Below are 13,126 nucleotides of genomic sequence, written 5' to 3' on the forward strand. Positions count from 1 at the left end.
AGAACGATCAAACAGGTGATCGTTCGCGCATCCGGACGTGCATCAATACAAGGAGGTATTCATGTCCGCTTCCTCCGCAACCGGCACGAGCCGGACGAGCTGGCGCTGGGCGATCGCCGTCGTCTGCGCCCTCGGCCTGGCCATCAACTACATCGACCGCTCGGCCATCTCGGTGTCACTGCCCTACATGACCGAGGACCTCCACATCAGCGAGACCCAGCAGGGCCTCATCCTGTCGGCCTTCTCCTGGTCCTACGCCGTCATGCAGATCCCCGCCGGCTCCCTCATCGACAAGTTCGGCGAGCGCCTCATGTTCGGCGCCGCCGTCTTCGTGTGGTCCCTGTGCACCGGCTTGACATTCCTCGCCAACAGCTTCGCCGTCCTCTTCGGCCTGCGCCTGGGCCTGGGCATCGGTGAGGCGGGCGCCTACCCCGCCGCCGCCAAGACCGTCTCGCGGTGGTTCCCCCAGCGCGAGCGCGCCCGCGGCACCTCCGTCTACGACTCCGGAGCCCGCATCGGCTCCGCCGTCGCCACCCCCGTCATCGCCGGCATCATCGGGCTGTGGGGATGGCACTACGTCTTCCTCATCGCCGGCATCCTCGGCATCCTGTGGGCCATCGGCTGGTGGGCCCTGTACCGCCGCCCCGAGGCCTTCTTCGGCCGGGTCAGCGACGGCGAGCTGGCCCACATCAACGAGGGCCGCGAGGAGGAGGCCAGGCTCACGGCCCAGGCCAGCACGGACACGGCCATCCCCGTGCGCATCCTGCTGCGCAAGCGCGCGGTGTGGGCCATGATGATCGGCTTCTTCTGCGTCAACTTCGCCGTCACCTTCTTCCTCACCTGGTTCCCCACCTACCTCGTCGACGAGCGGGGCTTCGACCTGCTCAAGCTCGGCGTCTTCGGCTCCATCCCGCCGATCTGCGCCATCGTCGGCTCCTGGTGCGGCGGACTCGTGGGCGACTTCCTGCTCGGACGCGGCTGGAGCCTCACACGCACGCGCAAGACCTGCCTCGTCGTCGGCATGGTCCTGACCGCCTTCATCGGCGCCGCCGCTGCCGTGCCCACCGCGGGGATGGCCCTGACACTCATGTCGATCTCCTACTTCGGCTCCGCCTTCACCATCGTCACCATCTGGTGCCTGCCCGGCGACTTCGTGCCCACCTCCACCGTGGGCGTCCTGGGCGGCACGCAGAACTTCTTCTCCAACATCGGCTCGGCGCTCAACCCAATCGTCGTCGGTGCGCTCTACGGGGCCACGGGGGCCTTCGGTCTGCCCCTGCTCCTGTCCGGTGTCGTCTGTCTCGTGGGTGCCTGCGTCTTCGCCCTCATGCTCCCCAACGTCGCCCAGATCGACTTCAGCCGGGACCTCACGCACGCCCAGGGCGCCACCGCCTGACCCGACACGAGCCCGCCCGCGCCACAGCACCCGCTCAGGAGGTGACAGCATGCTGACCGACACCGAGACCGTGTGCGACGCCCGCGTCGACCCGGCAGGACCGCGAGAGGACGACAGCATGCCCATCACCGACGACCTCGAGACCACCGACGAGGCACGCACCAAGAGCGAGCGCCGCCGGGCGAGGCTCGTGCGCATCATCGGCGAGGACCCCGGCCGCAAGGTCTCGGTCAACGACCTCGCCGACCTTCTGGGGGTGTCGGTGGCCACCATCCGCCGGGACCTGACAGTCCTCGAGCGCGACGAGGTCGTCTCACGCACCTACGGCGGTGCGGCCCTCGCCCCCCGTCGCCGGGAGATGACCATGGCGCAGCGCGAGGTCTCCAACGCCGAGGCCAAGCGCCTCATCGCCCAGGAGGCCGTCGCCCTGCTGAACGACGGTGACCTCGTCATCCTCGACGCAGGCTCTACCGCCGAGCAGATCGCTGTCGCCCTCGACAACCGGCTCGAACTCACCGTCGTCACCAACGGCCTGCGCTGCATCAACCGGCTCGTCGATCAAGACCTCGTCCAGGTCCTCGTCCTGGGCGGCCGGCTGCGCGGCTTCAACGAGACGATCTGCGGGGGCGACGCCGAGCAGACCCTCTCGCACATTTTCGCCTCCATCGCCTTCGTCGGGGCCGACGCCGTCGACCCCGTCCGCGGTATCGCCTCGCGCACCTACGACCAGTGCCGGCTCAAGACGATGATGCTGCGCCAGGCCGGCCGGGTCTACGTCGTCGCCGACTCCTCCAAGCTCGACGACTCCTCCGCGCTGCCCTACTGGGCGCCGCTGCCCCATGCGTGGGGCCTTATCACCGACGCTGCCGCTGACCCCGACGCCCTGGCGGCGCTGGAGGTGCGCGGCGCCACCATCGTGCTCGCAGGCCGAGCACCGACCAAGGAAACCGAGGAAGAACCACCATGTCCGCCACGATGAAGAAAGCTGTCCTCCACGCCCCACACGACATGCGCATCGAGGAGGTGCCGGTCCCGGAGCTCGAGCCCGGCGATGTCCTCATCAAGGTCACGGGAGCGCTCCTGTGTGGCACGGACGTGAGGATCTACACCGGACGCAAGACCCGTAACGTCTCCCTGCCCTCCACCCTCGGCCACGAGCTCGCCGGTGAGGTCGCGGACGCGAGCGGCCCCCTGCCCGAGGGCGTGCACATGCACGACCAGGTCTGTGTCTACCCCCTCGTGCCCTGCGGCAACTGCGCGGCATGCCTCAAGGGCCACCCCAATATCTGCCGTAACCGCGTCGCCTTCGGCTACCAGCTCGACGGCGGGCTGTCGCAGTACGTGCGCGTGCCCGCGGCAGCGCGCGACAACCTCATCCCCATCAACAACGTCAGCGCGCTCGAGGCGGCCATCGTCGAGCCGGTCGCCTGCGCGCTCAACGGGCAGAACCTGGCCAAGGTCGCGGGGGCCGACACCGTCCTTGTCGCCGGGGCCGGACCGCTGGGGCTCATCCATATCCGCCTGGCCAAGGCGCAGGGCGTCAAGACGGTCATCTCCGTTGAGCCCAACACCGCGCGCCACACCATCGCCGCCGACTCCGGCGCCGACGTCGTCCTCACCCCTGACGACGACGTCGCCGAGCGCATCCGTCAGATCGCCCCCGACGGCGTCGACGTCGTCATCATGGCTATCGGACGCCCGGAGGCCCTGACCCCGTACCTGGGCGTTCTGGCACCCGGTGCGCGCATCTCCGTCTTCGCCGGCTTCAACTCCGACGCCGTCCTTGAGCTCGTCGCCAACGACATCCACTACAACGAGTACGAGATCGTCGGCGCCTCCTCGTGCCGACTTGAGAACTTCCAGCAGGCCGCGCCCATGATCAACGACGGGCGCCTGAAGGTCGCCGACCTCATCGGCACCCAGCTGCCACTGGCACGCGCGGCCGAGGCGATCGACCTGGCCGCCTCCGGCTCCGACATGCGCGTCGGCGTCGACGTCTGGGCCTGAACCCACCCACCTCCCACCACCCGAGCCGCACCCGACGGCGTCGGGCAGGGCACCCGTGTGCCCGACAGCCTCCAGCAGCCCGCTCGCAGGCACCACCACCGAAGAACACCCCTCGCACAGGAAGAAGAGCACCACCATGAACCCCTACGCCCTCAACCCCGTCGGGACCTCCTCCGCCCTCGGCCGCCAGCTGCGCCTGCGCCGCCTGCTCGGCCAGGACGGGCGGATGATGTCCGTCGCCCTCGACCAGGCCGTCCCGCGCGGCGTCGCCCCCCGCCTGGCCCACATCACGTCCACCTTCACCCGCATCGTCGAGGGCGAGCCCGACGCCTTCACCGTCTTCAAGGGCATTGCCGGCCACCTCCTGTGGGACACCGACATCACCGTGCCGCTCATCATCAAGGGTTCCACCTTCTGCGTCGACTTCCACCCCACCTACGACGCCACCGTCGCCGGCGTGCGCGACGCCATCCGCCTGGGCGCCGACGCCCTGGCCATCGGCATCTCCGCGGGCTCGCAGCACCAGGCGGAGATGCTGGAGATGATGTCGGCGACGACCGAGGAGGCCCACCAGTGGGGAATCCCAGTCATCTGCCACGCCTACCCCTCCGGCGAGATGTGGGGCGACCGCAAGGGCTCGACAGAATCCGTCATCTACGCGGCGCGCGCCGCGGCCGAGTGCGGCACCGACATCGTCAAGACCTGGTACACCGGCTCGGCCGAGGAGTTCCGCCAGGTGGTTGAGGCCGTGCCCACCCCGGTCGTGGCCGCCGGCGGCGCACCGGCGCCCAAGCCGATCAATGTCCTGGAGCAGGCGGCCGCCGTCATGGAGGCCGGGGGCGTCGGCATGACCTGCGGGCGCAACATCTGGCAGGCCGAGGACCCGGCGAAGATGGTGCGTGCCCTGCGCGCCGTCGTCCACGACGGGGCCACGCCGTCGGACGCCGCCGGCCTGCTGGAATGAGCGGCGCGCGGCGCCGTTGCGAACGACGGGAGTTCAACGATGAGCGTATTCGTCGGAATTGATCTAGGAACCTCGGCCACCAAGACCGTGGCCATCAACGGCGACGGGGAGGTCATCGCACGCGCACGCTGCGCGCACCCGACCTCCCGCGCCCAGTCGGGGCGCGTCGACACTCGCGCCTGGAGGCACTCCGTCACCACCGCCCTGGCGGCCCTGGGCGACGTGCTTGCGCAGGCCGACGGCGTGGGCATCGATGTGCACTGCCCCGTCATCGTCCCCCTCGACGCTGACGGGCATGCCTGCGGGCCAGGGGTCCAGTGGGACAACAACATCCTGCGCTACTACTTCAACACCTACTCTGCCAGGAGGTCGCCGCAGGCCATTGCCGCCACGGGTAACCACCCCTCCCAGTCCACCTTCATCGCCCTGGCGCACCCCTACCTGCGCGCCCACGACCCCGAGGTCTTCTCCCGCATGAGGACCTTCGGCATGGCAGGGACCTGGCTGGGTGCGCTGCTGACCGGCCGCACGGCGCTCGACCCGACCCAGGCGTCCTACACGGGGATCTTCGACACTGTCATGCCCGAGCACGGCTGGATCGAGGAGACTGTCGAGCTGCTCGACATCGACCCCGCCGTGCTGCCCGAGGTGAGGTACCCCATGGAGATCCTCGGCACGGTCACCACCGAGGCCTCGCGGGAGCTCGGCCTGCCCGAGGGGATTGCCGTGACGGTGGGCTCGGCGGACACTCCCGCCGCCGCCTACGCGCTGGGCACCCGGCCGGGGACCAAGCCTTTCCTCATCATGGGTACGACCCACGTCGTCAACTCCTGCCTTAACGCGCCGGACCCGAGGGCCACCGCCCTGCAGCGCTGCGGCAACGAGCCGGGTCAGTGGCTCATCAACGGTGTGACCAACGGTGGCGACGCCCTGGCGACGGGGGCGCTCGTGACGGGCTTCGGCCAGGCCGGCTTGGGGGTGGGGGACATGATCCGCATGGCCCACGACCTCAGCCCCGACGACGCCGTCGTCGCGCCCTACTTCATCCCGCACGTCATGCGCGAGCGGGGCCCGCTGTGGTTCGAGTCCCCCTGCTCGCAGATCGTCGACATTACCCGCGAGACGACCCGCGAGCAGGTCGCCCGCGCCGTCATCGACGGCGTCCTACTCGTCGACCGCATGGTGCTGCGCTCCTGCGTGCCCCAGGACGCCGGAGCCATCTACCTCACCGGCGCCTTCGGCTCCGACGAGTCCTTCCCACAGATCCTCGCCGACATCCTCAACACCGACCTGGACCTCGTTGACGAGTCCTACCTGCCCGCCATCGGCGCCGCCGGCATGTGCGGGGCGAGCGTTGCGGGCCTGCACCTGCCCGAGGTCCACTCCCGACGCGTGTCGCCCCGGCCCGAGTGGGTCGTCATCAACGACGCTCGGTGGGACGTGTTCAGGACCTTCTGGAAGCGGACCACCGGCCGCGAGCTTCTGCCCGAGCTCTAAGCCCCGACGCCAGCACGACAACACCGAACAGACAACGGAGGACACCCATGACCACCACGACCACTATCCGTCCGAGCGTCTACGTCGCCCGGCTGCTCACCGACAACGTCCAGCGCGAGCTGGAGGCCCGCGAGGACGTCACCGTCGACGTCGGCCAGGAGGCGCCGCCCTCACGCTCCGAACTGCTCGCCCGGGTTGCAGGCAAGGACGCCGCCATCGTCACCCTCACCGAGCGGATCGACGAGGAGTTCTTCCAGGCCGCCGGACCCGGCCTCACAGTCGTCGCCAACGTGGCGGTCGGCTTCGACAACATTGACCGCCAGGCCGCTGAGCACCACGGGGTCATTGTCACCAACACCCCCGGGGTTCTCGACGGCGCGACCGCTGACCACACCTTCGCTCTGATCCTCGCCGTCACTCGTCGGATTGTTGAGGGGGACCGTTTCCTGCACTCCGACCAACCCTGGATCTGGGGCCCGCGCATGCTCGTGGGACTGGACGTCTCGGCGGGCGCCGTCCTGGGCATCGTCGGCCTGGGGCGGATCGGACGTGCTGTGGCCGCCCGTGCGGCCGCCTTCGGGATGAGGGTCATCGCCGCCGACTCCACCCTCAGCGTCGGTCAGGTTGTCGACGGCGTCGAGGTCGTCTCCCTCGAGGACCTTCTCGCCTCCTCCGACGTCGTCACCCTCCACGTGCCGCTCCTGCCTTCCACGCGCCATCTCATCAACCGGCGGACCCTGGCACAGATGCGGCCGGGCTCCTACCTCATCAACTGCGCCCGTGGCGGCGTGGTCGACGAGGAAGCGCTTATCGAGGCGATCGACTCCGGGCACCTGCGCGGCGCGGGCATTGACACCTTCGACGGCGAGCCCCGGGTCAATCCCGAGCTCCTGGCGCGCCCGGCCATCGTGTGCACCCCGCACACGGCCTCCGCCGGGGAGGCGACGCGCGACCGCATGGGGCGCCTCGCCGTCGACAACGTCCTGGCGGTGCTCAACGGGCGCCCCGCGCTCACCCCCGTGCCCGCTGTCTGAGACCATGGTCGCCGAGCCCCCGACCGGCTCGGTGACGCGCGAAGGAACACAGTCATGAGAATCGTCATCGCGCCGGACTCCTTCAAGGAGAGCATGACGGCGCCGCAGGCGGCCGCCGCCATGGACGCCGGGGTGCGCGACGTGCTCGTGCGAGCAAGCACCGACCTTGTGCCCATGTCCGACGGCGGGGAGGGCTTCACCGAGGCCGTGGCCGCCGCCTGGGGCGCACCCATGGTCGCCTGCCCGACGCTCGACGCCCTGGGCCGTCCGCTGAAGGCCGCCTACGGCTTCGACGGTGAGCGGGCGGTCATGGACGTCGCCGGCTGCGCGGGCCTGGAGCTCATCGCCCCGGCCGATCGCGACGTCCACCGCTCCTCCACCCGGGGGCTCGGCCTGCTCATCGCCGACGCCCTCGACCGCGGGGCGCGCACCATCGTCCTGGGGATCGGCGGCTCGGCGACCAACGACGCCGGCACGGGGATGCTCGTCGCCCTGGGCGCCCGCCTCCTCGACGCCGACGGCCACGAGCTGCGCCCCGTACCCGCCGACCTGCCGCACCTGGAGCGCATCGACGTCTCAGGGCTGCCCGCAGCCCTGCGCGCCGTCAGCGTCCACGTCGCCTGCGATGTCACCAACCCGCTGACCGGGCCGCAGGGCGCCACGGCCGTCTTCGGCCCCCAGAAAGGGGTCAAGGCCGAGGACGTCGACGCCCTCGACGCCACCCTGGCCCGCGTCGCCCGGGTTAGCGGTCACGGCAGGGCCGCCGACCTGCCGGGATCGGGGGCCGCCGGTGGCCTGGGCTTCGCACTGCGGGTCTACCTGGGGGCGAGCCTCGAGCCGGGCGTCGAGCTCGTCGCCCGGGCGGTCGGGCTCGCCGAGCGGGTCGGCGGGGCCGACCTCGTGCTCACCGGCGAGGGCTCCGTGGACGCGCAGACTCCGGCGGGCAAGACTCCGGTCGGCATCGCCCGCCTCGCCCGCCAGGCCGGGGTGCCCTGCGTCGTCTTCGCCGGGCGCGTGCGCGAGGGGGCCGAGGTCCTCCTGGAGCACGGGGTGAGCGAGCTGGTCGAGATCGGCTCGCGCGACGAGCCGCTGGAGCAGGCGCTGCGCCGCGGTCCGGTCAACCTGCGCAGCGCCGTCGCCGGCTACCTCTCGCGGGCGTGAGCGGGTCCGGTCCCGGCTGTCGGGACCGGGTTACAGGCGCGCGGCGACCTCAGCGGTGAGCGCGTCCGCCTCGTGGCCGACGACAACCTGGACGGTCTGAGCCACTGCGATGACGGCCGTCGCCCCGGCGGCGCGCAGGGCATCGCCGTCCACCCGCCCCGGGTCGGCCACCGTGATGCGCAGACGCGTGATGCACGCCTCGACGCTCTCGATGTTCGGCACTCCGCCCAGTGCGTCGATGACGGCACCGGCGTCGACGGTCTCAGACACTCTCGCTCCTCGGGGAGGTTCCACCCGTGACGGTCACGGGCGGCGCCCGGCTCGGGCGCCGCAAGGATACGCGCGCCCACTCACCAGATGGTCACGCGCTCCTCGGGCGCCAGCCACAGGGCATCGCCCTCGGTGACGCCGAAGGTCTCGTGGAAGGCGTCCATGTTGCGCACGATCCCGTTGCAGCGGAACTCATCGGGCGAGTGCGGGTCCACCGTCAGCAGCAGCTCGCTGCGCTCGATCCGGCTTTTGCTCCGCCAGATGCGCGCCCACGAGTAGAAGAACCGCTCCATCGCCGTCAGGCCGTCGATGACCGGTGCCTCGGCGAAGGAGGAGACTCCCGCGCGCTTCAGGGCCAGGCCGTAGGCCTTGAGGGCGATGCCCAGCCCGCCCAGGTCGCCGATGTTCTCCCCGATGGTGAGCGAGCCGTTGACGTGCGGGGCCTCGGTGCCCTCAGCCTCGGCGCGCTTGGCCAGGTCGGCGGGAACGTAGGTGTCGTACTGGGCGATGAGCGCCTTCGTGCGCTCGGTGAAGGCTGCGCGGTCCTTCTCGGTCCACCAGTCCGTCACCTTGCCCGTGCCGTCGAAGGTCGAGCCCTGGTCGTCGAAGCCGTGGCCGATCTCGTGCCCGATGACCGCGCCGATGCCCGCGTAGTTGACGGCGTCGTCCGCACCCGGGTCGAAGAAGGGCGGCTGGAGGATCGCGGCCGGGAAGACGATCTCGTTCATCGTCGGGTTGTAGTAGGCATTGACCGTCTGCGGCGTCATGTGCCACTCGTCGCGGTCCACCGGCCCGGCCAGCTTGCGCAGCGCACGCGCCAGGTCGAAAGCCTCCACCGAGCGCACGCTCGACATGAGGTCCCCGGGGGTGACGACGACGTCGGAGTAGTCGCGCCAGCGCACCGGGTAGCCGATCTTCGGGGTGAACAGGGCCAGCTTGTCCAGCGCCTGCTTGCGCGTCTGCTCGCCCATCCAGGTCAGTTCGCTGATGGAGCGGCGGTAGGCCTCGATGAGGTCTGCGACCAGGGCCTCCATTGCCTCCTTGTGGGCGGGCGGGAAGTGCCGCTCGACATAGACCTCACCCAGGGCCTCGCCCAGGCAGGACTCGACCAGGCTCACGCCGCGCTTCCAGCGCGGGCGCAGCTCGTCCGTGCCCTGCAGGCGCTGGGAGTAGAAGGAGAAGGTCTCCTGGACGAAAGCGCTCGACAGCAAAGGGCTGCGCCCGTGGACCGTGTGCCATACGGCCCAGGTGCGCAGGTCCTCCAGCGACGTCGACTGCCACACCTCGGCGACGTGGGGCAGGTAGTCGGGCTGCTCGACGATGGCTTCCTGAAGGAAGGCTCCCAGCGAGGCACCCGCGGCCTCGGCGGCATCGGCGATGCCCGCGCGCCAGGCCTCCCAGGGGAAACCGGGGGCACTCGCCATCAGCTCCTCCCAGCGACGCGGGTTGTTAATGCGCTCGATGTCACGGCAGGAGACGCGGTCCCAGTGACCGCGGGCGAGTGCTGTCTCCAGGGCCATGACGCGCCCGGCGAGCTCCGTGGACTCGGCCCCCAGGAGTGCGGGGGCGTTGGCGAGCGCGAGCATGCGCGCCACGTGCGCCACGTAGTGCGTGCGCACGTCCTCCTGGGCGTCCTCGCGGTAGTAGGACTCGTCCGGCAGGCCCAGGCCCGACTGGCTGAGGACGGTGGTGTAGCGGCTGGGGTCGTTGAGGTCGTTCTCGACGTAGGCGACGAAGGGACCCGCGAAGCCCGAGACCGTGCCCGCGCCCACCGCGCGGGCCAGCGCCTCCTTGTCCCCGGCCGCCAGCAGCGGGGCCAGCTCGTCCTCCAACGGAGCGGCTCCCAGTGCCTCGATGCGCTCCTCGTCCATGAAGGTCGCGTACAGGGCGGCGACCTTCCCGGCCGGCGTCGTCGGCACCACAGCAGGATCAACCTGGCCGGCCAGCTCGGTGAGGATCTCGTGGCATGCCTCCTCCGCGCCGTCGCGCAGCAGGGTGAAGGAACCGGTGCTGGACTTGTCCGAGGGGATGACGGCCTCGGCCAGCCAGGTGCCGTTGACGTGGCGGAAGAGGTCGTCCTGGATGCGAACGGCGGGGTTAACGGCGGCGGTCTCGAGGACGCCGGCGAGCACGTCGCGGTCCTCGCCTGTCACGGTGGTCTCAGTCATGGGGCCAAGGTAGCGCCTGGCTCCGACACGTATCGGCGCCTCGAAGGTCCAGCCACACCTCTGACACGACGTGTTCGCGTGAGGCACAATCTGCCCATGCACATTCACGTCGGTACCGACCATGCAGGCTTCGAGCTGAAGAACCGGCTTGTGGAGCACTGGCGCTCCCAAGGTCACGAGGTCACCGACCACGGTTGCTACGTGTACGACCGTCTCGATGACTACCCGTCCTTCTGCTTCGCTGCGGCGGAGGCTGTTGTTGCGGATCCCGGCAGCCTCGGCGTCGTGCTGGGCGGTTCGGGCAACGGCGAGCAGATCTCGGCGAACAAGGTCGTCGGCGTGCGCGCCGCCCTCGTGTGGTCGGTGGAGACCGCCCGGCTCGCTCGCCAGCACAACGACGCCAACATGGCCGGCCTCGGGGTGCGCCAGCACGCCGAGCAGGAGGCCATCGAGATCCTCGACGCCTTCATCGCCGAGCCTTTCAGCGGCGATGCCCGCCACCAGAAGCGCATCAACCAGATCCGCGACTACGAGCAGCGCTGAGTCCGGCACCGGCGGGCCGGTGCGCCCCGGTCTGCTCGGGCTGCACCCACGGTGCCCCCACAGTGCCCCCACAGTGCCCACGGTGTCGGTTGTGCCCGCGGTGCTCGGGTACGGTCCTGATATGCCCGAAGGCCACACCATCCACCGGCTCAGTGCAGCCCTCAGCGAGCTCTACGGCGGCCAGCGCCTGGCCGCCTTCTCACCCCAGGGGCGTTTCACCGCCGGGGCCGAGCGCCTCGACGGCCAGGTGCTCCTCGGTGCCCAGGCCCACGGCAAGCACCTCTTCCTGCCCTTCGCCCCCGAGGCGGATGTGCCCACCGACGACGCCGCGGTCACCTGGCTGCGCATCCACCTGGGCCTGTACGGCTCCTGGACCTTCGACGGCGACGCCTCCTTCACCGCTCCGCACGCCATCGGCGCCCCGCGCAGGCGCGTCGGCGAGCGCGGCGAGCACGCCCTGGCGCACGGCGGCGGCTCCGCCCTGTCCGGCCTGGCCGGAGGATCCGACGACGTGCCCGCCGCACCTGCCCCGGGCCAGTGGCGAGCGCCCGAGCCCCGCGGGGCGGTGCGTCTGCGGCTGCTGGGCGAGCACGGCGTCGCCGACCTCACCGGTCCCGCCGCCTGCGAGCTGCTCGACGCCGAGGGCGTTGCGGCCGTGCGCCGCCGCCTGGGCCCCGACCCGCTGCGTGCCGACGGCGACCGCGAGCTCTTCGTGGCCAACGTCCGGCGCCGCCGCAAGGCCGTGGGTGAGCTCCTCATGGACCAGTCGGTCATCTCCGGCGTCGGCAATATCTACCGAGCTGAGACGCTGCTGCGCTGTGGCATCAGCCCCTTCCTCTCGGGTGCGCACGTGAGCCGGGCGCGCCTGCGTGCGGTGTGGGACGACCTCGTGCCGCTCATGGAGTACGGCGTCGCCACCGGTTTCATCACGACCGTCGAGCCCGACGACGTGCCTGTGCCCCTGCCCGAGGGCGACGACGAGGCCGCCCGCTGGTACGTCTACCACCGTGCCGACCGCCCCTGCCTGCGCTGCGCGACGCCCGTGCGGCAGAAGGAGGTGGCCGGGCGGCGCCTGTTCTGGTGCCCGACCTGCCAGGCTTACTGACGCTGGCCGGGGCCGGGGCTGCGATGTCTCAGGACATCGGTGACATTTCTGCCTCAGGACATCGGTGACACTTGGGGACGGTGGTGCGTGTGTGGGTGCCGCGCTGCGCCGCGTGCGCCGTGCTGGTAGGCGGGGACTGTGATCAGTGTCCACGTCGCGGACATGACCGGCCCCAGCGGTCGTCCCGCGGGGAGGAATCGTTGTGATTGCGCGACTCTCGTCCGGGGGTGCCGACGGCGGTCGTGGTTCATGCCCGCCGCGTGGACACCCCCCGCTCCGGCAGCTCGCGCGATCCCCACGCCTGCGACCGGGCTCGGCGTGCGTCGGGTTGATCTCGTTGGCAGGCGGTTGATCTCGTTCCCCATGCGTTGATCTCGTTCGTTGAGGGAACGAGATCAAGTGTTAGCGAACGAGATCGACGGTCTTTGAACGAGGTCAACAACGAGGAAGCGGGGTCAAGGTGTGTACATGAGGTCAGCGGCGGGTAACCGAGGTGGCGGGCCGAGTCGACCGAGGTGGCGCTCGGGGGTGGTCGAGGTGGTGGGCCTCCCGGTCGCCGCAGCCCGCGCCCGTGTCCGCTCTCGTATCCCACGCCATCCCCGTGTCAGCGCCCGCGCCCGCTTCCATGCTCGCGCACGTGCCGTGCTCTGCCCGCAGCCCGCAGCCCGCAGCCCGCTCCATCCTTGTGCCTGTGCCCTTCCCGTACGTGCGATCGGGCTCGGCGTGCGTGGGTTGATCTCGTTGGCAGGCGGTTGATCTCGTTCCCCGCGCGTTGACCTCGTTCCCCGCGCGTTGATCTCGTTCGTTGAGGGAACGAGATCAAGTGTTAGTGAACGAGATCGACGGTCCTCGAACGAGATCGACGGTCCTCGAACGAGATCGACGACGGGGGGAACGAGACGGAGGATGGAGGTGACCGACCGGGGCCCCGGACGAGCCACCCGCCGCCGCTTGACACGCCACATAGGGGCACCCCCGGCA

General features: G+C 70.5%; 11 protein-coding genes. 9 read left to right on the top strand and 2 right to left on the bottom strand.

Translation table 11 applies throughout. The features are described 5' to 3' along the window. The first annotated feature begins 61 nt into the window (after positions 1–61). From ID810_RS04265 to ID810_RS04295, 7 genes are all read left to right on the top strand, one after another. The gene (locus ID810_RS04265; protein ID WP_166855533.1) at positions 62–1,396 is read left to right on the top strand and encodes an MFS transporter; all 1,335 of its coding nucleotides are present in this window, start codon (positions 62–64) and stop codon (positions 1,394–1,396) included. A gap of 49 nt (positions 1,397–1,445) precedes the next feature. After that, positions 1,446–2,375, top strand: a complete 930-nt coding sequence (locus ID810_RS04270; protein ID WP_166855531.1) for a DeoR/GlpR family DNA-binding transcription regulator — start codon at positions 1,446–1,448, stop codon at positions 2,373–2,375. After that, a complete protein-coding gene (locus ID810_RS04275; RefSeq protein ID WP_196781520.1) occupies positions 2,360–3,403 on the top strand; it encodes an alcohol dehydrogenase catalytic domain-containing protein in 1,044 nt (347 codons plus the stop codon). Before ID810_RS04270 ends, ID810_RS04275 begins: the two co-directional genes overlap by 16 nt. Before the next feature lie 136 nt (positions 3,404–3,539). Further along, positions 3,540–4,367 carry a class I fructose-bisphosphate aldolase gene (locus ID810_RS04280; protein WP_166855528.1) on the top strand — a complete coding sequence of 276 codons (828 nt, stop codon included), beginning with the start codon at positions 3,540–3,542 and terminating at the stop codon, positions 4,365–4,367. A 39-nt stretch (positions 4,368–4,406) separates the two neighbouring features. After that, entirely contained in the window at positions 4,407–5,864 is a 1,458-nt protein-coding gene (locus ID810_RS04285) for a xylulokinase (protein WP_166855526.1), read from the top strand. A 47-nt stretch (positions 5,865–5,911) separates the two neighbouring features. Further along, a complete protein-coding gene (locus tag ID810_RS04290; protein WP_166855524.1) occupies positions 5,912–6,898 on the top strand; it encodes a 2-hydroxyacid dehydrogenase in 987 nt (328 codons plus the stop codon). Positions 6,899–6,952: 54 nt separating this feature from the next. Then, positions 6,953–8,059: a glycerate kinase gene (locus ID810_RS04295; protein WP_166855522.1), complete on the top strand. Its 1,107-nt coding sequence runs from the start codon at positions 6,953–6,955 to the stop codon at positions 8,057–8,059. Positions 8,060–8,089: 30 nt separating this feature from the next. On the opposite strand, the gene ID810_RS04300 is transcribed toward ID810_RS04295, so the two are convergent. Both ID810_RS04300 and ID810_RS04305 read right to left on the bottom strand, forming a co-directional pair. Beyond that, entirely contained in the window at positions 8,090–8,329 is a 240-nt protein-coding gene (locus ID810_RS04300) for a PTS sugar transporter subunit IIB (protein WP_166855520.1), read from the bottom strand. Between the two features lie 80 nt (positions 8,330–8,409). Beyond that, a complete protein-coding gene (locus tag ID810_RS04305; protein ID WP_166855518.1) occupies positions 8,410–10,497 on the bottom strand; it encodes a M13 family metallopeptidase in 2,088 nt (695 codons plus the stop codon). A gap of 96 nt (positions 10,498–10,593) precedes the next feature. Between ID810_RS04305 and ID810_RS04310 the strand changes: the two genes are divergently transcribed. Both ID810_RS04310 and ID810_RS04315 read left to right on the top strand, forming a co-directional pair. Then, positions 10,594–11,040, top strand: coding sequence for a ribose-5-phosphate isomerase (locus tag ID810_RS04310; RefSeq protein ID WP_166855516.1), 447 nt, complete (start codon positions 10,594–10,596; stop codon positions 11,038–11,040). 121 nt (positions 11,041–11,161) lie between these two features. Further along, positions 11,162–12,145: an Fpg/Nei family DNA glycosylase gene (locus tag ID810_RS04315; protein WP_166855514.1), complete on the top strand. Its 984-nt coding sequence runs from the start codon at positions 11,162–11,164 to the stop codon at positions 12,143–12,145. Positions 12,146–13,126 lie beyond the last annotated feature (981 nt).

The organism is Actinomyces respiraculi, from assembly GCF_014595995.2.
GTDB classification, from domain to species: Bacteria; Actinomycetota; Actinomycetes; order Actinomycetales; family Actinomycetaceae; genus Actinomyces; species Actinomyces respiraculi.